This window comes from Pseudorhodoferax sp. Leaf274, assembly GCF_001422445.1.
Classification (GTDB): Bacteria; Pseudomonadota; Gammaproteobacteria; order Burkholderiales; family Burkholderiaceae_C; genus Pseudorhodoferax.
The window spans coordinates 178,075-196,980 of record NZ_LMNA01000027.1 but is presented as its reverse complement, the minus strand read 5'-3'; the positions used below and the strand labels follow the sequence as shown (position 1 = coordinate 196,980).

Annotated in this window: 21 protein-coding genes and 1 pseudogene; 18 read left to right on the top strand and 4 right to left on the bottom strand. The window is 69.4% G+C overall.

Features of this window, described 5'->3' with window-relative positions:
- The first annotated feature begins 55 nt into the window (after positions 1-55).
- From ASF44_RS23235 to ASF44_RS23225, 3 genes are read left to right on the top strand one after another with little or no spacing between them, the layout of a single operon-like run.
- On the top strand, positions 56-1,024 hold the full coding sequence (locus ASF44_RS23235; RefSeq protein ID WP_056901628.1) for a branched-chain amino acid ABC transporter permease: 969 nt from the start codon (positions 56-58) through the stop codon (positions 1,022-1,024).
- Positions 1,024-1,785, top strand: a complete 762-nt coding sequence (locus ASF44_RS23230) for an ABC transporter ATP-binding protein (protein WP_056901627.1) — start codon at positions 1,024-1,026, stop codon at positions 1,783-1,785. The genes ASF44_RS23235 and ASF44_RS23230 overlap by 1 nt, the downstream gene beginning before the upstream one ends.
- On the top strand, positions 1,778-2,497 hold the full coding sequence (locus tag ASF44_RS23225; protein ID WP_056901626.1) for an ABC transporter ATP-binding protein: 720 nt from the start codon (positions 1,778-1,780) through the stop codon (positions 2,495-2,497). The genes ASF44_RS23230 and ASF44_RS23225 overlap by 8 nt, the downstream gene beginning before the upstream one ends.
- An 8-nt stretch (positions 2,498-2,505) precedes the next feature.
- Here the strand turns inward: ASF44_RS23225 and ASF44_RS23220 are convergent, their stop codons facing one another.
- The gene (locus tag ASF44_RS23220; protein ID WP_056901625.1) at positions 2,506-2,769 is read right to left on the bottom strand and encodes an addiction module antidote protein; all 264 of its coding nucleotides are present in this window, start codon (positions 2,767-2,769) and stop codon (positions 2,506-2,508) included.
- A gap of 98 nt (positions 2,770-2,867) precedes the next feature.
- On the opposite strand from ASF44_RS23220, the gene ASF44_RS23215 reads away from it, so the two are divergent.
- From ASF44_RS23215 to ASF44_RS33290, 3 genes and pseudogenes are all read left to right on the top strand, one after another.
- On the top strand, positions 2,868-3,842 hold the full coding sequence (locus ASF44_RS23215) for a tripartite tricarboxylate transporter substrate binding protein (protein WP_235579315.1): 975 nt from the start codon (positions 2,868-2,870) through the stop codon (positions 3,840-3,842).
- Positions 3,839-4,330 (top strand): GNAT family N-acetyltransferase, encoded by a 492-nt coding sequence (locus ASF44_RS23210; protein ID WP_056901623.1) that lies wholly within the window; start codon positions 3,839-3,841, stop codon positions 4,328-4,330. Before ASF44_RS23215 ends, ASF44_RS23210 begins: the two co-directional genes overlap by 4 nt.
- Positions 4,331-4,380: 50 nt before the next feature.
- Positions 4,381-5,412: pseudogene (locus ASF44_RS33290) on the top strand (DUF418 domain-containing protein); the annotation flags it as partial.
- A gap of 48 nt (positions 5,413-5,460) precedes the next feature.
- Here ASF44_RS33290 and ASF44_RS23200 read toward each other — a convergent pair.
- Both ASF44_RS23200 and ASF44_RS23195 read right to left on the bottom strand, forming a co-directional pair.
- Positions 5,461-6,405 carry a 2-hydroxyacid dehydrogenase gene (locus ASF44_RS23200; protein ID WP_056901621.1) on the bottom strand — a complete coding sequence of 315 codons (945 nt, stop codon included), beginning with the start codon at positions 6,403-6,405 and terminating at the stop codon, positions 5,461-5,463.
- A gap of 54 nt (positions 6,406-6,459) precedes the next feature.
- Positions 6,460-7,383 (bottom strand): LysR family transcriptional regulator, encoded by a 924-nt coding sequence (locus tag ASF44_RS23195; RefSeq protein WP_056901620.1) that lies wholly within the window; start codon positions 7,381-7,383, stop codon positions 6,460-6,462.
- Positions 7,384-7,536: 153 nt separating this feature from the next.
- Here ASF44_RS23195 and ASF44_RS23190 point away from each other — a divergent pair, with 153 nt between their 5' ends.
- From ASF44_RS23190 to ASF44_RS23155, 8 genes are read left to right on the top strand one after another with little or no spacing between them, the layout of a single operon-like run.
- Positions 7,537-8,565, top strand: coding sequence for an amidohydrolase family protein (locus tag ASF44_RS23190; protein WP_056901766.1), 1,029 nt, complete (start codon positions 7,537-7,539; stop codon positions 8,563-8,565).
- Between the two features lie 15 nt (positions 8,566-8,580).
- Positions 8,581-9,264 carry a 4-carboxy-4-hydroxy-2-oxoadipate aldolase/oxaloacetate decarboxylase gene (ligK, locus tag ASF44_RS23185; RefSeq protein ID WP_056901619.1) on the top strand — a complete coding sequence of 228 codons (684 nt, stop codon included), beginning with the start codon at positions 8,581-8,583 and terminating at the stop codon, positions 9,262-9,264.
- 30 nt (positions 9,265-9,294) lie between these two features.
- Complete coding sequence (locus ASF44_RS23180; RefSeq protein ID WP_056901618.1) at positions 9,295-10,281, top strand: tripartite tricarboxylate transporter substrate binding protein; 987 nt, start codon at positions 9,295-9,297, stop codon at positions 10,279-10,281.
- A 28-nt stretch (positions 10,282-10,309) separates the two neighbouring features.
- Positions 10,310-11,317 (top strand): tripartite tricarboxylate transporter substrate binding protein, encoded by a 1,008-nt coding sequence (locus ASF44_RS23175; RefSeq protein ID WP_056901617.1) that lies wholly within the window; start codon positions 10,310-10,312, stop codon positions 11,315-11,317.
- 10 nt (positions 11,318-11,327) lie between these two features.
- A complete protein-coding gene (locus tag ASF44_RS23170; RefSeq protein ID WP_056901616.1) occupies positions 11,328-12,260 on the top strand; it encodes an amidohydrolase family protein in 933 nt (310 codons plus the stop codon).
- Positions 12,261-12,262: 2 nt separating this feature from the next.
- Positions 12,263-12,700, top strand: a complete 438-nt coding sequence (ligA, locus tag ASF44_RS23165; RefSeq protein WP_056901615.1) for a protocatechuate 4,5-dioxygenase subunit alpha — start codon at positions 12,263-12,265, stop codon at positions 12,698-12,700.
- A gap of 2 nt (positions 12,701-12,702) precedes the next feature.
- Entirely contained in the window at positions 12,703-13,566 is an 864-nt protein-coding gene (locus tag ASF44_RS23160; protein WP_056901614.1) for a class III extradiol dioxygenase subunit beta, read from the top strand.
- Between the two features lie 2 nt (positions 13,567-13,568).
- Positions 13,569-14,519, top strand: coding sequence for a Gfo/Idh/MocA family oxidoreductase (locus ASF44_RS23155; RefSeq protein WP_056901613.1), 951 nt, complete (start codon positions 13,569-13,571; stop codon positions 14,517-14,519).
- A 52-nt stretch (positions 14,520-14,571) separates the two neighbouring features.
- Here the strand turns inward: ASF44_RS23155 and ASF44_RS23150 are convergent, their stop codons facing one another.
- Positions 14,572-15,018, bottom strand: a complete 447-nt coding sequence (locus tag ASF44_RS23150) for a helix-turn-helix domain-containing protein (protein ID WP_056901612.1) — start codon at positions 15,016-15,018, stop codon at positions 14,572-14,574.
- A gap of 204 nt (positions 15,019-15,222) precedes the next feature.
- On the opposite strand from ASF44_RS23150, the gene ASF44_RS23145 reads away from it, so the two are divergent.
- From ASF44_RS23145 to ASF44_RS23130, 4 genes are all read left to right on the top strand, one after another.
- Positions 15,223-16,227 carry an aldo/keto reductase gene (locus ASF44_RS23145; protein WP_056901611.1) on the top strand — a complete coding sequence of 335 codons (1,005 nt, stop codon included), beginning with the start codon at positions 15,223-15,225 and terminating at the stop codon, positions 16,225-16,227.
- 97 nt (positions 16,228-16,324) lie between these two features.
- Positions 16,325-16,792: a Spy/CpxP family protein refolding chaperone gene (locus ASF44_RS23140; protein ID WP_056901765.1), complete on the top strand. Its 468-nt coding sequence runs from the start codon at positions 16,325-16,327 to the stop codon at positions 16,790-16,792.
- A 94-nt stretch (positions 16,793-16,886) separates the two neighbouring features.
- Complete coding sequence (locus tag ASF44_RS23135) at positions 16,887-17,579, top strand: response regulator transcription factor (RefSeq protein ID WP_056901610.1); 693 nt, start codon at positions 16,887-16,889, stop codon at positions 17,577-17,579.
- Positions 17,572-18,894 carry an ATP-binding protein gene (locus ASF44_RS23130; protein WP_369820953.1) on the top strand — a complete coding sequence of 441 codons (1,323 nt, stop codon included), beginning with the start codon at positions 17,572-17,574 and terminating at the stop codon, positions 18,892-18,894. The genes ASF44_RS23135 and ASF44_RS23130 overlap by 8 nt, the downstream gene beginning before the upstream one ends.
- Positions 18,895-18,906: the final 12 nt, after the last annotated feature.

Genomic DNA, 18,906 nt, shown 5'->3' with positions numbered 1-18,906 from the left:
TCGGCCGCCGACCGGCGCTGCCTTCGATGCGTGGTAACCAAACGGAGGCGGAAGCATGAGCGACGCCCGCAGTTCGCTGCTCGACATCAGCCGCATGCGGCCCTGGGAGCCCGTGCTGTGGCTGCTGGCGTTCGCCATGCCGCTGCTGCTGCCCAGCAAGGCGCTGATCGTCAACGAGATCGCCATCGTCGCCTTGTTCGCGGTCTCGCTCGACCTGGTGCTCGGCTATGCCGGCATCGTCTCGCTGGGCCATGCGGCCTTCTTCGGCATGGGCGCCTATGCGGCCGCGCTGTTCGCCAAGCATGTGATGCCCGACCCGGTGGTGGGCCTGGCCTTCGGCGTGGCCACGGCGACGCTGCTGGGCGCCGTGGGCTCGCTGACCGTGATGCGCGGCACCGACCTCACGCGGCTGATGGTCACGCTGGGCGTGGGCCTCATCATGCTGGAGCTGGCCAACAAGCTGGACTGGCTGACGGGCGGGGCCGACGGCCTGCAGGGCGTGGTCATCGGCCCGCTGCTGGGCCGGTTCGAGTTCGACCTGTACGGGCAGACGGCGGCCTGGTATTCGCTCACGGTGCTGCTGCTGTGCTTCGTGCTGGCGCGCCGGCTGGTGCACTCGCCATTGGGCGCGAGCTTCAAGGCCATCCGCGACAACCGGCTGCGCGCGGGCGCCATCGGCATCCCCGTCAACGCGCGCATCGCCACGGCCTACACCGTCGCCGCCGCGCTGGCCGGCGCCTCGGGCGCGCTGCTGGCGCAGACCACCGGGTTCGCCTCGCTGGACGTGTTCGACTTCCACCGCTCGGCCGACGTGATGCTGATCCTGATCGTGGGCGGCACGGGCTGGCTGTACGGCGGCGTGGCGGGCGCCATCGTGTTCAAGATCATGTACGACGTGCTGGCCTCCATCACGCCGCAGTACTGGACGTTCTGGCTGGGCCTGTTCCTCGTGGTGCTGGTGCAGGTCGGGCGCGACCGGCTGCTCAGGCCCTGGACCTGGTTCGGCAAGCGGGGGGGCGCGTGATGGGCGAGGTGGTTCTTTCGGCGGACAAGCTCGTCAAGCGCTTCGGCGGCATCACCGCCACCAACGATGTGACGCTGCGCCTGGAAAAAGGTGCGCGCCACGCGCTGATCGGTCCCAACGGCGCGGGCAAGACCACGCTGATCAACCTGCTCACGGGCGTGCTCGAACCCTCCGAAGGCCGCATTGCGCTGCTGGGCGAGGACATCACGCGGCTTTCGCCGCATGCGCGCGTGCAGCGCGGCATGGTGCGCACCTTCCAGATCAGCCAGCTGTTCCACACCATGACGCCGCTCCAGACGCTGGCGATGGTGGTCTCGCAGCAGCGCGGCATCGGCGCGCGCTGGTGGCACAAGCTGGGCGCGCGCACCGGCGTGGCCGAGCGCTGCGCCGAGCTGCTCGAGCAGTTCCACCTGACCGACGTGATGGACCAGCGCACCGAGGTGCTGGCCTACGGCAAGCGCCGGCTGCTGGAAATCGCCATCGCGCTGGCCTGCGAGCCGCGCGTGCTGCTGCTGGACGAGCCCGTGGCCGGCGTGCCGCCCGGCGAGCGCGAGGAGTTGCTGCAGACCGTGGCCGCGCTGCCGGCCGATGTGTCGGTGCTGCTGATCGAGCACGACATGGACCTGGTGTTCGACTTCGCCAGGCGCATCACCGTGCTGGTCAACGGCGCATTGCTGACCGAAGGCACGCCGCAGGAGATCGCCAGCGATCCGCAGGTCAAGGCGGTCTACCTCGGACACGGAGAAACAGTGCATGGCTGAGCTGCTGCAAGTCGAGGATCTCAGTGCCGGCTACGGCCAGGCCGTGGTGCTGACGGGCGTGGACCTGGCGCTGCCCGAAGGCCAGACGCTGGCGCTGCTGGGCCGCAACGGCACCGGCAAGACCACGCTCATGAACACGCTGGCCGGGGCCACGCGGCAGCACGCGGGCAGCATCCGCCTGGGCGACGTGGCGTTGCACCGGCTGCCCTCGCACGAGCGCGCGGCGGCCGGCATCGGCTGGGTGCCGCAGGAGCGCAACATCTTCAAGTCGCTCACGGTGCACGAGAACCTGACGGCGGTGGCGCGCCCCGGGCGCGGCGGCGCGCCGCAGTGGACGCCGGCGCGTGTCTACGAGATGTTCCCGCGCCTGGCCGAGCGCAAGGGCAACCTGGGCACGCAGCTGTCCGGAGGCGAGCAGCAGATGCTGGCCGTGGGCCGGGCGCTGGTGCTGAATCCGCGCCTCTTGCTGCTGGACGAGCCGCTGGAGGGCCTGGCGCCCATCATCGTGGAGGAGCTGCTGCGCGCCATTCGCCGCATCACGCGCGAGGAGGGCCTGTCGGCCATCATCGTCGAGCAGCATCCGCAGGCGATCCTCGCGATCTCCGACCTCGCCGCCGTGCTGGACCGCGGCACGGTGGTGCACCGCGCGGGCGCGGCCCAATTGCGGGCGCAGCCGGCGCTGCTGGACCAGTTGCTGGGTGTGGTGCGCTGAGCGTGGCCTCAGCTGCCGGATGCGACGGGCGACAAGGTGATCTTCAAGCCCAAAGCGTGCAGCACCTTGAACAGCGTGTCGGAACTGGGCGCGCGTTCACCCGACAGGCTCTTGTACAGGCTCTCTCGCGACAGGCCGGTGTCGCGCGCCAGCTGTGACATGCCGCGTGCCTTGGCGACGTCGCCCAATGCCGCGGCCAGCAGCGCAGGGTCTTGCGCAGCTGCAACTGCAGCCGCTCGCGCGTGGTGCGATCCTTGAGACCCATCAGCCAGGCAGAGGACTGCTCGATTTCGAGGACGCTGTACATGCGTGAACTTGTAGCCAGCTGGCTACATTTTGTGTTTCCAGACCCAAGGACATGAGATCCAGCATGTGGACCAAACGTGAATTCCTGGCGGCGGGTGCCGCCACTGTGCTGCTGCCGCGGCTCGCCGCAGCGCAGGCCTTCCCCACCAAGCCGCTCAAGCTCGTCGTGCCCAACGCGGCCGGCGGCGCGGCCGACCTCACCGCGCGCACCGTGGGCCAGAAGCTGGCCGACGCGCTGGGCCAGCCCGTGGTCATCGACAACCGGCCCAGCGCGGGCGGCATCGTGGCCGGCGAGGCGGTAGCGCGTGCGCCGGCCGACGGGCACACGCTGCTGCTGGTGTCCAGCGGCACGGCGGTCAGCGCGGCGCTGTTCAAGTCGCTGCCGTTCGACACGCAGAAGGACTTCGCGCCCGTCTCCATGCTGGCCACCTTCGACCTCGGGATCGTGGTCGCGCAGGACAGCCGCTTCAAGACGTTGGCCGAACTCGTGGCCTACGCGAAGGCCAACCCCGGCAAGCTCAACATCGGCACGCCGCAGATCGGCACCACGCAGAACCTGGCGGCCGAGCTGTTCAAGAGCACGGCCGGCATCGACGCGCAGATCGTGCCCTTCAACGGCACGCCGCCCGTGATCACGGCCGTGCGCGGCGGCCAGCTCGACGCCATGCTGGACATCCTCGGGCCACTGATGTCGCAGATCGGCGGCAAGACCTTGCGCCCGCTGGCGGTGCTGGGCGCCAAACGCACCGCGTTGCTGCCGGACACGCCATCCGTGCGCGAGACGGGCGGCAGCCTGGCCGGCTTCGACGTCGCCTCGTGGAACGGCCTGGCGGTGCCGGCCGCCACGCCCAGGGACGTGGTGGCACGGCTGAGCAAGGAGACCAACGCCGCGCTGGCATTGCCGGACGTCCAGCACAAGCTGTTGGCCTTGAGCCTCATCGCGCAGGGCAGCACGCCCGAGCAGCTGGCCGGCCAGCTGGACCGCGAGATCAAGCGCTGGGGCGAGGTCATCGCCCGCGCGAACATACCCAAGCAATGAGCCTGTCCATCCGCAACGCCAGCAGCGCCGACGCCGCGCTGATCCTGCACTTCATCCGCCAACTGGCGATCTACGAGAAGGCCGAGGACCAGGTCGAGGCCACGCCCGAGACGCTGGCCGCGAGCCTGTTCGGCCCCGGCAGCCCCGCGCGGGCACTCGTCTGCGAGCAGGACGGCCAGGCCATCGGCTTCGCGGTCTACTTCTTCAACTACTCGACCTGGCAGGCGAAGAAGGGCCTGTACCTCGAAGACCTGTTCGTGCTGCCTGCGGCGCGCGGCCATGGCGCCGGCAAGCGGCTGCTGCAGCACCTGGCCGGCATCGCCGTGGCCGAGGGCTGCGGCCGCTTCGAATGGAGCGTGCTGGACTGGAACCAGCCGGCCATCGATTTCTACCAGTCCATCGGCGCGAAGCCGCAGAGCGAGTGGGTGCGCTACCGCATGCACGGGCAGGCGCTGCGCGACTTCGCGGCGGGGGGCGGCCCCGGGTGAACAGCTCGCCCGGCCGCGATCCACTGCCGGACACGCTGCGCGCCATCGCCATGCTGTCCGTGCTGGTGGTGAATGCGATCGGCTACGCCGTTGCTCCGTGGGGCCCGATGCTCGGCGTGCGCATGCCGTCCGACAGCGCCTGGAGCGCGGTGACCCAGGGCCTGGTGGGCGCGCTGCTGCAGGGCAAGGGCGTGGCGATGCTGTCCTTCGTGTTCGGGATGTCGCTGTGGCTGGCGGCGCGGCGGCGAGGCCGGCCCGAGGCCTTGCAGCGCGGCCTGGTGCGCAACCGCCGCCTGCTGGGGCTGGGCATCGTGCACGGCGTGTTCGTGTACTTCGGCGACATCCTGACGCTGTACGCGCTGGTCGGCCGGCGGCTGCTGCGCCGCCTGCACCAGCCCTGGCGCGGGTTGCGCCGCAACCTGTGGCACGCACTGGCCTGGGCGCTGCTGGCCAAGCTGGCGTGGCTGCTGGTCCTCGTGGGGTTCGGCGCCGACGCCGACACGGCCGACGTGCCGTCGATCGCGTCCGTCCAGGGCGGCTGGCCCTTCCTGCAGCTCAACGCCAGCTCCTACGCGATCGGGCTCGCCGTGAGCCTGCCGCTGGCAGTGCCGGTGACCTACCTGTGCATGGCCTGCGGCGTGGCGGCGGCACGCCTGCGGCTGTTGACCCACCGCCGCTGGCGCGCGCCGCTGCGCCGGTTCCTGTGGCGCTGCGGCCCGCCCCTGGCTGCGCTGGGCTGCGTCTACGGTTGGGGTTGTGCCGCGGTGGGCGCCGCGGATGCGTGGCGCCCGTGGATCGATGCGCTGGGCGACTTCATCGCCCTCCCGCTCGCGGCCTGCTACCTCGCCGCGCTGGCGCTCGCCGCGAACGGCGGCAGGGCGCGCTGGTGCCGGTGGTTCAGCCCGCTCGGGCAGCGCACCCTGAGCCTGTACATCGGCCACAGCCTGCTTTGCCTGGCGCTGTTGTCCGGCGCGGGGCTGGCGATCGCGGCGAGCCCGGCGCAGACCGTGCTGGCCTGCCTGGGCCTGTGGCTGCTGGCGCTGGCCGCGGCGGCCCACAGCCGCCGCCCGTGGCCGCTGGAGGCTGGATGGCGCGCCGCTGAAGGGCGGTGCGCGGGGCGGCGCGGTGCTTCAGAGCGGCGTGCGCATCGGCCTTCCCGCGAAGAAGGCCTCCAGGTTGCCCAGCACCAGCGTGACCGAGCCCTGGATCGCCTCCGGCGAACGTCCGGCGATGTGGGGCGTGATGACCACGTTGGCGATGTCCAGCAGTTCGGCGGGCGGCTTCGGCTCGCTTTCGTAGACGTCGATGCCGGCCGAGGCGATGCGGCCTTCGCGCAGCGCGGTGGCCAGCGCGGCCGTGTCGACCACGCTGCCGCGCGCGATGTTGACCAGCGTGCCCTTGGGCCCCAGCGCATCGAGCACGCCGGCGTCGACGAGATGCCTGGTCTCGGCGCCACCGGGTGTGGCCACCACGAGGTAGTCCGCCCATTCGGCCAGCGCGCGCACGCTGTCGAACCAGCGGTGCGGCAGTTCCGGCTTGGCGCTGCGGCTGTGGTAGCCGACCGCCATGTCGAAGCCGGCCGCACGCCTGGCGATCTGCTTGCCGATGCCGCCCATGCCCAGCAGGCCCAGGCGCTTGCCGCTCACGGTGGGCGTGTAGACCGTGAGCTGGTCGCGCCACAGGCCGCGGCGCACGCCCACGTCCATCTGCACGATGCCGCGCACGGCGGCCAGCAGCAGGCCGAAGGCGTGGTCGGCCACGCAGGTCTCGTTGCTGCCGGCGGCGTTGGCCACCGCGATGCCGCGCGCCTTGGCGGCCGCGACGTCGACGAGCTCGTAGCCCACGCCCAGCGTGTGCACGACCTCCAGCGCGGGCAGCGCGGCGATCTCCAGGGCTGTGAGGCCGATGGTGCCGATGGTCAGCACGGCGCGGATGCGCGCGCCTTGGTCGGCAATCGCCTGGGCGCGGCGTGTGTCGTCACCGGCTTCGATCACGTCGAAGCGGTCGCGGAACTGTTGCATGTACTCGTCTTGCAGCGGGCACAGCACGAGCAGGGTGGGGCGGGGGTTCGTCATGGCACGGAAAGCGGGCAGCGAAAGCGCCGCAGTCTAGCGCCGGCCGCAGAGCGCTCAGGCCGTGTAGGGCGCTATGGCCTGCAGCACCACGTCCTGCAGCAGCGCGCGTGCCACCTTGTGCGTCTCGGTGGAGGGCCGGCGCGAGGAACGCACCAGCGTCAGCTGGCTGGTGGGCCGCGGCGCCTGCAGCTGGCGCACCACCAGCGCGCCGCCATGGTCGATGTTGGCCAGCGTGTAGGCCGGCAGCACGGCATGGCCGAAGCCCTCGCGCACCAGGCTCAGGATGGCGTTGAGCCCGTCGACCTCCATCGCGATGCGCAGCGCGCAGCCCAGCCGCATGGTCTCGGCCTCCAGCAGCAGGCGGAAGGCATTGGGGCGGCTGGGCAGGATCAGGGGCAGGGCCGCGGCATCGCGCAGCGCCACCGCGGCGCGCGCCTTGTTGCCCTTGCCGTGGGGCACCTCGGCGCGCGGCGAGATCAGCACCAGCTCTTCCTCGTGCAGCAGGGTCTGCTCCATGTCTGGCGAGCGCTCGGGGTTGTAGAGCAGCGCCATGTCCAGGTTGCCCATGCGCAGGCTGTCGATCATGACGAGCGAGAAGCCCTCGGTCAGCGTGAGCTGCGCCTGCGGCAGCTTGGCGCGGAAGGCCTGGGTCAGCGGCACCGTGATGAGCCGCGACAGGCTGGGCGGCAGCCCGATGGAGACGCGCCCGGCCAGCGCGCCGCGCGCCACGCCCAGCTCTTCGCGCGCCACCGCCACCTGGTGCAGGATGCCGCGGCCGTGCTCCAGCAGCAGCTTGCCCGCCTCGGTGGGCGTGGCGCCGCGGCCGTTGCGGGCCAGCAGGTTCTGGCGCAGTTCCACCTCCAGCAGGCGGATCTGGCGCGACAGCGCGGGCTGCGCCACGTCCAGCGCGATGGCCGCGCGCGTGAAGCTGCCCAGTTCGGCCACGCGGACGAAGTACTCCAGTTGCTTCAAATCCATGCTGCGACTATATGCAATATCGCTTGCAGAGATATGCCATTTCGTTCTAGCTGATAGCAGGCCTGCGAACTAGGCGGGTATGCGGCGCGCGCGCAGAATCCGCCCACACCGCAGAGCCCAAAACCGAGGAGCAACATGAGCCGCGAGAACCCCCTGATCATCGACGTGCACGGCCACTACACGACCGCGCCCAAGGCCCTGGAGAACTGGCGCAACCAGCAGATCGCCGGCATCAAGGATCCGGCCGCCATGCCCAAGGTGGCCGACCTGAAGATCAGCGACGACGAGCTGCGCGAGAGCATCGAGCTGAACCAGCTGGCCAAGATGCGCGAGCGCGGCAGCGACCTCACCATCTTCAGCCCGCGTGCCAGCTTCATGGCGCACCACATCGGCGACTTCAACGTCTCGTCGACCTGGGCGGCGATCTGCAACGAGCTGTGCTACCGCGTGGCGCAGCTGTTCCCCGACAACTTCATCCCCGCCGCGATGCTGCCGCAGAGCCCCGGCGTCGACCCCGCGACCTGCATTCCCGAGCTGGAAAAGTGTGTCAAGGAGTACGGCAACGTCGGCATCAACCTGAACCCCGATCCCTCGGGCGGCCACTGGACCAGCCCGCCGCTGTCGGACCGCCACTGGTACCCCATCTACGAGAAGATGGTGGAGTACGACATCCCGGCCATGGTGCACGTCTCTACCTCCTGCAACGCCTGCTTCCACACCACCGGCGCCCACTACCTGAATGCGGACACCACGGCCTTCATGCAGTGCCTGACCTCCGACCTGTTCAAGGACTTCCCGACGCTGAAGTTCCTGATCCCGCACGGCGGCGGCGCCGTGCCCTACCACTGGGGCCGCTTCCGCGGGCTGGCGCAGGAGCTCAAGAAGCCGCTGCTCGAAGAGCACCTGCTGAACAACATCTACTTCGACACCTGCGTCTACCACCAGCCGGGCATCGACCTCTTGACCAAGGTGATCCCGACCAAGAACGTGCTGTTCGCCAGCGAGATGATCGGCGCCGTGCGCGGCATCGATCCGCAGACCGGCCACTACTACGACGACACCAAGCGCTACGTCCTGAACACGCCCAACCTGACCGACGAAGACCGCTACCAGGTGTTCGAAGGCAATGCGCGCCGCGTGTTCTCGCGCCTCGACACGGCCCTCAAGGCCAAGAACAAGTAAGCCAGGAGCAAAGACATGTACGAACTCGGAGTCGTCTACCGCAACATCCAGCGCACCGACGCTGCCACCGCCGACGCGCTCGCCGCGCTGGGCTCGGCCACCGTGCACGAGGCCATGGGCCGCGTGGGCCTGCTCAAGCCCTACATGCGGCCGATCTTCCCGGGCGCGCAGGTGTCCGGCACGGCCGTCACGGTGCTGCTGCACCCGGGCGACAACTGGATGATGCACGTCGTCGCGGAGCAGATCCAGCCCGGCGACATCGTGGTCGCGGCCATCACGGCCGAGTGCACCGACGGCTACTTCGGCGACCTGCTGGCCACCAGCTTCCAGGCGCGCGGCGCGCGTGCGCTGGTCATCGACGCGGGCGTGCGCGATGTCAAGACGCTCAAGGAAATGAACTTCCCGGTCTGGAGCAAGGCGATCAGCAGCAAGGGCACGATCAAGGCCACCATCGGCTCGGTCAACATCCCCGTGGTCTGCGCCGGCATGCTGGTGACGCCCGGCGACGTGGTCGTGGCCGACGACGACGGCGTGGTCTGCGTGCCGCGCGCCATTGCCGCCAAGACGCTGGAGGCTGCGCAGAAGCGCGAATCCTTCGAGGGCGAGAAGCGCGACAGGCTGGCTTCGGGCGTGCTGGGGCTGGACATGTACAAGATGCGCGAGCCGCTGGCGGCCGCCGGACTGAAATACATCGACTGAGACAACCGACTGGACCGAGTGAGACAAGACATGACGAATTCCATCCGCCGCGCCATGCTGCGCACCGGCATCGCCGCCTGCGCACTGGCAGCCGCCTTCGGCGCATCCGCCCAGCAGTTCCCCTCCAAGCCCGTGCGCATCATCACGCCGTTCCCGGTCGGTGGCGGCCCGGACGGCGTGGCCCGCCTGGCAGCCGACAAGCTCTCGCGCATCTGGGGCCAGCCCGTGGTGGTGGAGAACCGCCCTGGCGGCAACGGCTTCATCGCCATCGATGCCTGGAAGCGCGGCGCCAAGGACGGCACCGACCTGCTGGTGCTGGACAACGTGCATCTGGCGGCCTATCCCGCGCTGTTCAAGAAGCTGCCCTACGACCCGCAGAAGGACTTCGAGATCGCGCTGCCGCTGTTCAAGACGCACTTCTTCTTCACGGTGCCGACCAACAGCAAGTACAAGACCGTGGGCGACATCATTGCCGACGCCAAGGCCCATCCGGGCAAGCTGAACTACGGCTCGTGGTCGGTGGGCAATCCGGTGCACCTGGGCTCCGAGCTGTTCGAGAGCGTGACGGGCACGCAGATGGAGCACGTGATCTTCAAGGAGACCACGCAGCTCTACACCTCGGTGGCCACGGGCGACATCGACTTCGCACTCGGCAGCGCCGGCACCGCCGGCCCGCTGTACCGCGCGGGCAAGCTGCGCCTGCTGGCCTTTGCCGCCAACAAGCGCTCTGCCGACTTCCCGGACATCCCGACGGTGGCCGAATCGGGCGGCCCGAAGGACTTCGAGGTCACCGGCTGGAACGTGATCGCCGTGCCGCCGGGCCTGCCCGCAGCCACCACGGAGAAGCTGCGCAAGGATCTGGCCGAGATCCTCAAGGACAAGGACTTCGTCGAGCGCTTCAAGACCTTCGGCTACGAGTCCTTCCCGACCACGCCCGAGCAGTTCCAGGCCACCGTCAAGGCGGAGACCCAGCGCTTCGGCGACGTGATCCGCAAGGCGAACATCACGCTGGACTGAGCGCCGCGAACCTCCAGGAGACAACACCATGACCCCATCTCTCGTGCCGCGCCGTGCGGCACTGCTCGCCCTGTCGGCCCTGGCCGCCCTCGGTCTGGCAACGCAGGCCCAGGCGCAGGCGCAGGACGCCGCCAAATGGCCCACGCGCACCGTGCGGCTGATCACGCCTTACCCCACCGGCGGCGCGCCCGACACCATCGCCCGCGTGCTGGCCGAGAAGCTCTCGCGCAAGTGGGGCCAGTCGGTCATCGTGGAGAACCGGCCCGGCGGCAACGGCTTCATCGCGATCGACGCGTTCAAGCGCGGCGCCAAGGACGGGCACGACCTGATCCAGCTGGACAGCGTGCACATCGCGGCCTACCCGTACCTGTTCAAGAAGCTGCCGTACGACCCGGCCAAGGACTTCGACGTGCAGGCGACGCTGTGGAAGGCCTACATGATGTTCGTGGTGCCGAGCACCAGCAAGTACAAGACCGTGGGCGACGTGATCGCCGACGCGAAGGCCAACCCCGGCAAGATCGACTACGGTTCCTGGTCGATCGGCAACCCGGTGCACCTGGGCATGGAGGAGTTCCAGCGCCTGACCGGCACCACGATGCAGCACGTGGTCTACAAGGAGACCTCGCAGCTCTACACGGCCGTGGCCACGGGCGAACTGCCGGTGACCCAGGGCACGGCGGGCACCACCGGGCCCATGTACAAGGCCGGCAAGGTGCGTTTTCTGGCGGTCAGCGCGCCGCAGCGCCTGTCGGCCTATCCCGACGTGCCGACCGTGGCCGAGGCTGGCGGACCCAAGGACTACGAGGTCAGCGGCTGGAACGTGATCGCCGCGCCCAAGGGGCTGCCGGTCGCCGTGGGCGACAAGATCCGCGCCGACATCGCCGAGGCCGTGGCCAGCAGCGATGTACAGGACCGCTACGCCACGCTGGGCTATGTGCAGCTGTCGCTGGACCGCGCGAAGACCGAGGCCTTCATCCAGTCCGAGTCCAAGCGGCACGAGGCCATCATCAAGCGCGCCAAGATCGAATTGGAATGAGAGCAACACCATGAGCAAACCCACCACTGGTCCTTTCGAGAAGACCGCCGGCTGGATGGACTGGTACACCGGTCCGTCCCGCCCCAGGTTCCAGCTGCCGGCCGGCGCAGTCGATGCGCACTGCCACGTGTTCGGCCCGGGCGGCGAGTTCCCGTTCGCGCCCGAGCGCAAGTACACGCCCTGCGACGCCAGCAAGGCACAGCTGTTCGCGCTGCGCGACCACCTGGGCTTCGCGCGCAACGTGGTGGTGCAGGCCACCTGCCACGGCGCCGACAACCGCGCCATGGTCGACGCCTGCAAGTCCTCGGGCGGCAAGGCCCGCGGCGTGGCCACGGTCAAGCGCAGCATCAGCGATGCCGATCTGCAGGAGCTGCACGATGCCGGCGTGCGCGGCGTGCGCTTCAACTTCGTCAAGCGGCTCGTGGACTTCACGCCGAAGGACGAGCTGCTGGAGATCGCCGGCCGCATCCACAAGCTCGGCTGGCACGTGGTGATCTACTTCGAGGCGGTGGACCTGCCCGAGCTGTGGGATTTCTTCACCGCGCTGCCCACCACGGTGGTGGTGGACCACATGGGCCGGCCCGACGTGACGAAGCCTGTGGACGGCCCCGAGTTCGCGCTGTTCGAGAAGTTCATGCGCGAGCACACCAACGTGTGGAGCAAGGTGAGCTGCCCCGAGCGCCTGTCCGTCAGCGGTCCCAAGGCGCTGGACGGCGAGCAGGCCGCCTACCGCGACGTGGTGCCGTTCGCGCGGCGCATCGTGGAGCAGTTCCCCGACCGCGTGCTGTGGGGCACCGACTGGCCGCACCCCAACCTCAAGGACCACATGCCCGACGACGGCCTGCTGGTGGACTTCATCCCGCACATCGCGACGACGCCCGAGCTGCAACAGAAGCTGCTGGTCGACAACCCGATGCGCCTGTACTGGCCGGAGGAAAAGTAGCCATGGCCCTGGACAAACCCTACCTGGATGTGCCGGGCACCATCATCTTCGATGCCGAGCAGAGCCGGCGCGGCTACTGGCTGAACCAGTTCTGCATGTCGCTGATGAAGGCCGAGAACCGCGCCCGCTTCAAGGCCGACGAACGCGCCTACCTCGACGAGTGGGCGATGAGCGAAGAGCAGAAGCAGGCGGTGCTGGCACGCGACCTGAACTGGTGCATGCGCACCGGCGGCAACATCTACTTCCTGGCCAAGATCGGCGCGACCGATGGCAAGAGCTTCCAGCAGATGGCGGGCTCCATGACCGGCATGACCGAAGAGGAATACCGCAACATGATGATCAACGGCGGCCGCTCGGTCGAGGGCAACCGCGTGGTGGGCGAGGACGGCGACGCGCAGGCGCACCGCCAGCCGCAGGGCGCGGCAGGAAAGAAGGCTTGAACATGGCACGCATCAGCGCATCCGTCTACACCTCGCACGTGCCGGCCATCGGCGCCGCGATGGACCTGGGCAAGGACCACGAGCCGTATTGGCAGCCGCTGTTCGCGGGCTACGAGCCGTCCAAGCAATGGCTCAAGGACAACAAGCCCGACGTGATCTTCCTGGTCTTCAACGACCACGCCACCGCGTTCAGCCTGGACATGATCCCGACCTTCGCCATCGGCACGGCGGCCGAGTACCAGCCGGCCGACGAGGGCTGGGGCCCGCGCCCGGTGCCCAAGGTGGTCGGCCATCCCGAGCTGGCCAGCCACATCGCGCAGAGCGTGATCCAGCAGGACTTCGACCTGACCATCGTGAACAAGATGGACGTGGACCACGGCCTTACGGTGCCGCTGTCGCTGATGTGCGGCAAGCTGGACCCGAAGGAGGGCGCCTGGCCCTGCCCGGTGATCCCGTTCGCGGTCAACGTGGTGCAGTACCCGGTGCCCAGCGGCAAGCGCTGCTTCCAGCTCGGCCAGGCGATCCGACGCGCCGTGGAGTCGTTCGACCAGCCGCTCAACGTGCAGATCTGGGGCACGGGCGGCATGAGCCACCAGCTGCAGGGCGCGCGCGCCGGCCTGATCAACAAGGAGTGGGACAACAGGTTCCTCGACCGGCTGATCGCCGACCCCGCCGGACTGGCCGAGGTCTCGCACATCGAGTATGTGCGCGAGGCCGGCTCGGAAGGCATCGAGCTCGTGATGTGGCTGATCGCGCGTGGCGCGATGGCCGATGTCGCCGGCGGTCCCGCACCGACGCTGAAGCACCGCTTCTTCCATGTCCCCGCGTCCAACACCGCCGTGGGCCACCTCATCCTGGAGAACTGAACATGACCATCAAAGTAGCCCTCGCCGGCGCCGGCGCCTTCGGCATCAAGCACCTGGACGGCATCAAGAACATCGACGGCGTGGAAGTCGTCTCGTTGATCAGCCGCGACCTGGACAAGACCAAGGAGGTCGCGGACAAGTACGGCATCCAGCACGTCACGACCAACCTCGAAGACAGCCTGGCGCTCAAGGAAGTCGATGCCGTGATCCTGTGCACGCCCACGCAGATGCACGCCTCGCAGACGCTGGCGTGCCTGAAGGCCGGCAAGCATGTGCAGGTGGAGATCCCGCTGTGCGACGTGCTGCAGGACGGCGAGGAAGTGGTGCAGGTCGCCAAGACCAGCGGCCTGGTCGCGATGTGCGGCCACACGCGGCGCTTCAACCCGAGCCACCAGTACGTGCACCAGAAGATCGTGGCCGGCGAGTTCAACATCCAGCAGATGGATGTGCAGACCTACTTCTTCCGCCGCACCAACATGAACGCGCTGGGCCAGGCACGCAGCTGGACCGACCACCTGCTGTGGCACCACGCGGCCCACACGGTGGACCTGTTCGCCTATCAGGCCGGCAGCCCCATCGTGAAGGCCAACGCCGTGCAGGGCCCGATCCACAAGGACCTGGGCATCGCGATGGACATGAGCATCCAGCTCAAGGCGGCCAACGGCGCGATCTGCACGCTCAGCCTCTCGTTCAACAACGACGGCCCGCTGGGCACCTTCTTCCGCTACATCGGCGACACGGCGACCTACATCGCGCGCTATGACGACCTGGTCAACGGCAAGGAAGAGAAGATCGATGTCTCCAAGGTCGATGTGTCGATGAACGGCATCGAGCTGCAGGACCGCGAGTTCTTCGCCGCCATCCGCGAAGGCCGCGAGCCCAACAGCAGCGTGGCCCAGGTGTTGCCCTGCTACCAGGTGCTGCACCAGCTGGAGCAGCAGCTCAACGGCTGACGGCCGGACGGCTGCAAGGCGGCATTGCCGCCCACGGCCCCACTGGCCCGCCTCAGCTGGCGGCAGCCGGTGTGGCCGAGCTTCTCTTGAGGATGCGCCGCACCGTCTCGCGGTTGACGGACCCCATGCCGAACTGCTGGCGCGCGGCGCGCTCCAGTTCGAGCAGGGTCCAGCGCTGCCTGCCTTCCGGCGGCTTGGAGGCGACCAGCTGCATCACGCGCGCCTCGGCTTCCGGCCCATAGCGGCGCGGACGGCCCGAACGTGCCAGGTCGAACACCGCCCGTTCCACCCCCCCTTGCAGATAGGCGGCCCGCGCGCGCCACAGGGCTGTGCGGCCAACTCCCAGCACTTCCAGGATCCGCGCCTCGGGTATGCCCTGGTCGAGGCACCAGAGCACGTGGGCGCGGTTGACCTCGCGGGCGTGGTGAACGCCCTTGCTTCGGATTTGTTCCACAGTCACTCGATCTGCTGGCGTCAATTGCAGTTCGACCTGCCTCATGAGTACATCCTGTATCCGTCTTTCGTTATTGTTTTAATGTATTCAATGAAGCGTGAATTCCATCCTTGCATGGATGAAACAAATTGTTCTCTTCTGAGAAGTCTTCGGGGCGGTCTTCGATGACCTCTTTGTGCATCCGCATTGCAGTGCAGGGTGATCTGCGCCGCAGGGGCAGGGCAGCGGGGCGGCGTTAAGCTCGGCCGCATGCAAACACGCACCATCGGACCCTTCACCGTCTCGGCCATCGGCCTGGGCTGCATGAACCTGAGCCACGCCTATGGCGTGCCGCCTTCGCCCGAACAGGCCGAGCGCCTGCTGCTGGCCGCGCTGGACGCTGGCGTCACCTTGTTCGACACGGCGGCGCTGTACGGCTTCGGCGCCAACGAGGAACTGGTCGGCCGCGTGCTCAAGGCCCACCGCAGCCGCTTCACCCTGGCCAGCAAGGGCGGCATGGCCGGCGTGCGCGGGGAAGACGGCGTCACGCGGCGCGTCATCGATGGCCGGCCCGAGGCGCTGCGCCGCAACTGCGAGGACAGCCTGCGCCGCCTGGGCACCGACGTCATCGACCTGTACTACCTGCACCGCTGGCACAAGGAGGTGCCCATCGAGGACAGCGTGGGCGCGCTGGCCGAGCTGGTCCGCGCCGGCAAGGTGCGCACCATCGGGCTGTCGGAGGTGTCGGCCGCCACCATCCGCAAGGCGCATGCCGTGCATCCCATCACGGCCGTGCAGACCGAGTACTCGCTGTGGACGCGCAACCCCGAGATCGCAGTGCTCGAGGCCTGCCGTGGCATCGGCGCAGCTTTCGTGGCCTTCAGCCCGCTGGCGCGCGCCTACCTGACCGACACGCTGCACGACGTGGCGACGCTGGATGCCAAGGACATCCGCCGGCCCATGCCGCGCTTCGCGCCGCAGAACTACGCGGCCAACCTGCAGCTGCTGCAGCCCTACGTGGCGTTCGCGCGCGAGGTCGGTTGCACGCCGGCGCAATTGGCGCTGGCCTGGCTGCTGCACAAGGCACCGCACATCGTGCCGATCCCGGGCACGACGAGTGTGGAGCACCTGCACGAGGACCTGGGCGCGGCTTCGGTGCGGCTCTCGCCCCAACAGCTGCAGCGCGTGGAGGCGTTGATCGGACAGCACAACGTGGTCGGCCCGCGCTATGCGCCGCAGGCCACGGGCGAGGTCGACACCGAGAACTTCGGCTGAGATAAACCGAAACAAAGCGAAACCGCCGCGAGACCCCTGCGCAAGGGGGCCCCGGCACCATCGCTGCCATGTTCACTTCTCTTCAAGAGGCATGGCGATGAAATCCTGGATCAAACGCAGTCTGGCGGGCCTGTTCGGCGCCGCCGTGGTGGTTGGCAGCCTGTCGGCCTGCGGCCACCGGCCGCACGATGGCGGCTGGAACGCCGCCAGCGCCGAGCAGATGGCCGAGCGCCGCGCCAAGATGGTGGCGCGCGTGGCCGACAAGCTGGAGCTGGACGCCGCGCAGAAGGCCAAGCTCGAGGTGCTGGCCGGCAAGCTGTCCGAGCAGCGCAGCGCGCTGATGGCCGGGGCCCATCCCCGCGAGCAGGCGCAGGCCCTGGTGGCCGGCGAGAAGTTCGACCGTGCCGGCGCGCAGGCGCTGGTGGACCAGAAGGCTGACGCGCTCAAGGCCAAGGCGCCAGAGGTCGTGACGGCGCTGGGCGATTTCTACGACAGCCTGACGCCAGCCCAGCAGCAGAAGGTGCGCGACTTCATGCAGCGCCGGGGCGGCTGGCACCGCGGATGACAATGCGGGTCATGTGGCCCCCACGCTCATCGCTTCGCGCACCGCTGCCCCCCGAGGGGGCGTCTCGACGCCCTCCGGCGGCCGGGCGGCATTGATGCCGCGCATCCTGCTGATCGACGACGACGCCGACCTGGGCGCGCCGCTGGCCGCGTACTTCGCGCGCTTCGAGCTGGAACTGCACCAGGCCATGCACCCAGACGATGGGCTGGCCCGGCTGCGCGCGGGCGGCTTCGACGCCGCCATCCTGGACGTGATGCTGCCGGGCATGGACGGTTTTGCGCTGTGCCGCGCGATCCGCAGGGAAAGCGACCTGCCCGTGCTGATGCTGACCGCGCGCGGCGAGGTCATGGACCGCGTGGTCGGCCTGGAGCTGGGGGCGGACGACTACATCCCCAAGCCCTTCGAGCCGCGCGAACTCGTGGCACGCGTGCAGACCGTGCTGCGCCGTCGCGTGGCGCCTGCGGCGGCGGCGGAAGACGCCCGGCTACGCTTCGACGGGCTGGAGATCGACCCCGTCACGCGCAGCGTCTGGCGCGCCGGCCAGGCGCTCGAGCTGACCGGCACCGAGTTCGAATTGCTGCAGTTGCTGGCGCGCGAGCCCGGCCGCGTCTGGAGCCGCGACGACATCCTCAACCAGCTGCGCGGCCACGAGGCCGAGCTCTACACGCGCGCGGTCGACATCGTCGTCAGCCGGCTGCGCAAGAAGCTCGAGCCGCTGGACGCGATCAAGACGCTGCGCAACGCCGGCTATGCGCTGGCGCTGGCGCCGCGCCCCGGCCGTGGCTGAGGCACGTGTGCGGGGCTGGCACCGGCGCGCGCACCGCGCCATGCGGCATTCGCTGCGGCTGCGGCTGGTCGCGCTGTTCCTGCTGCTGGCGTTGGCGATGTCGGCCAGCTTTCTGTTCGGCATGCAGCGGGCGATCTCCATGGGCTGGCGCGATGCGGTGCGCCCGCTCGCGGCGGACTATGTCGACCGCCTGGTCGCCGAGATCGGCAGCCCGCCGAGCGTGGCGCGCGCGCAGGCCCTGAGCGCGCGGCTGCCGGTCAGCGTGCGCATCGCCGGCCCGTCGGTCAACTGGAAGAGCGAGCCCGACGCAGGCCGCGAGCGCTACCGCGACCGCGACGGGCACGAGCACGAATTCCTGCGCCGCACCACGGCCGACGGGCATGTGGTGGAACTCGGCCTGTCGGTCGCGGCGTGGCAGGACAAGCCGCGCCGCGTCGGCTGGATGACGCTGTCGGTGCTGCTGGTGCTGACCGCGCTGGCCTGGGTCTACGTGCACCGGCTGCTGCGCCCGCTGCGCGACATCGGCGCGGGCGCGCGGCGCTTCGGCGCGGGCGACTTCGCCGAGCCGATCCCGGTGCGCCGGCACGACGAACTCGGCCAGCTGGCCGAAGGCGTCAACACCATGGCGCAGGACATCCACCGCATGCTGGAGGCCAAGCGCGGCCTGCTGTTGGCCATCAGCCACGAACTGCGCAGCCCGCTCACGCGGGCCCGGCTGCACACCGAACTGTTGCCCGAGACGAGCGCGCTGACGCCCACGCGCGAGGCGCTGCTGCGCGACCTGGCCGTGATGCGCGACCTGGTCACCGACCTGCTGGAGAGCGAGCGCCTGGCCGTGCGCCACGCAGCGCTGCAACTGGAGCCGACCGACCTGGCCGCACTGGCGCGCGAGGTGCTCGATGGCCTGGGCGGCGAAGGCGGCACGGCGCCGCGCATGCATGCGGCGGCGGACCTGCCGCTGCTGCCGCTGGACCGCGCGCGCATGCGCCTCTTGCTGCGCAACCTGCTTGGCAACGCGCTGCGCCACAGCGGTGGCGCGGGCGAGCCGCCTGAACTGCACCTCCTGCCCCAGGGCGGCGGCATCCGCCTGCAGGTGCGCGACCACGGCCCCGGCGTGGACGAGGCCGTGCTGCCGCACCTGGCCGAGCCCTTCTACCGGCCGGATGCCGCGCGCGAGCGCAGCAGCGGCGGCGTGGGCCTGGGGTTGTACCTGTGCCGCCTGGTGGCGCAGGCCCATGGTGCCGGCTGGCAGGTGGCCAATGCCTGTCCGGGGTTGGTGGTGCAGGTGGACCTGCCGGCACCGGCACGGGCGTAAAAAAGCCCGCTG

What these genes read in the sequence shown, in the direction of transcription:
- ligK (WP_056901619.1), top strand. Translation starts at nt 8,581, where the DNA reads ATGTACGAACTCGGAGTCGTCTACCGCAACATCCAGCGCACCGACGCT.
- ASF44_RS23135 (WP_056901610.1), top strand. Translation starts at nt 16,887, where the DNA reads ATGCCGCGCATCCTGCTGATCGACGACGACGCCGACCTGGGCGCGCCG.
- ASF44_RS23175 (WP_056901617.1), top strand. Translation starts at nt 10,310, where the DNA reads ATGACCCCATCTCTCGTGCCGCGCCGTGCGGCACTGCTCGCCCTGTCG.
- ASF44_RS23195 (WP_056901620.1), bottom strand. Translation starts at nt 7,383, where the DNA reads ATGGATTTGAAGCAACTGGAGTACTTCGTCCGCGTGGCCGAACTGGGC.
- ASF44_RS23210 (WP_056901623.1), top strand. Translation starts at nt 3,839, where the DNA reads ATGAGCCTGTCCATCCGCAACGCCAGCAGCGCCGACGCCGCGCTGATC.
- ASF44_RS23145 (WP_056901611.1), top strand. Translation starts at nt 15,223, where the DNA reads ATGCAAACACGCACCATCGGACCCTTCACCGTCTCGGCCATCGGCCTG.
- ASF44_RS23150 (WP_056901612.1), bottom strand. Translation starts at nt 15,018, where the DNA reads ATGAGGCAGGTCGAACTGCAATTGACGCCAGCAGATCGAGTGACTGTG.
- ASF44_RS23170 (WP_056901616.1), top strand. Translation starts at nt 11,328, where the DNA reads ATGAGCAAACCCACCACTGGTCCTTTCGAGAAGACCGCCGGCTGGATG.
- ASF44_RS23230 (WP_056901627.1), top strand. Translation starts at nt 1,024, where the DNA reads ATGGGCGAGGTGGTTCTTTCGGCGGACAAGCTCGTCAAGCGCTTCGGC.
- ASF44_RS23235 (WP_056901628.1), top strand. Translation starts at nt 56, where the DNA reads ATGAGCGACGCCCGCAGTTCGCTGCTCGACATCAGCCGCATGCGGCCC.
- ligA (WP_056901615.1), top strand. Translation starts at nt 12,263, where the DNA reads ATGGCCCTGGACAAACCCTACCTGGATGTGCCGGGCACCATCATCTTC.
- ASF44_RS23160 (WP_056901614.1), top strand. Translation starts at nt 12,703, where the DNA reads ATGGCACGCATCAGCGCATCCGTCTACACCTCGCACGTGCCGGCCATC.
- ASF44_RS23225 (WP_056901626.1), top strand. Translation starts at nt 1,778, where the DNA reads ATGGCTGAGCTGCTGCAAGTCGAGGATCTCAGTGCCGGCTACGGCCAG.
- ASF44_RS23140 (WP_056901765.1), top strand. Translation starts at nt 16,325, where the DNA reads ATGAAATCCTGGATCAAACGCAGTCTGGCGGGCCTGTTCGGCGCCGCC.
- ASF44_RS23155 (WP_056901613.1), top strand. Translation starts at nt 13,569, where the DNA reads ATGACCATCAAAGTAGCCCTCGCCGGCGCCGGCGCCTTCGGCATCAAG.
- ASF44_RS23180 (WP_056901618.1), top strand. Translation starts at nt 9,295, where the DNA reads ATGACGAATTCCATCCGCCGCGCCATGCTGCGCACCGGCATCGCCGCC.
- ASF44_RS23200 (WP_056901621.1), bottom strand. Translation starts at nt 6,405, where the DNA reads ATGACGAACCCCCGCCCCACCCTGCTCGTGCTGTGCCCGCTGCAAGAC.
- ASF44_RS23215 (WP_235579315.1), top strand. Translation starts at nt 2,868, where the DNA reads ATGTGGACCAAACGTGAATTCCTGGCGGCGGGTGCCGCCACTGTGCTG.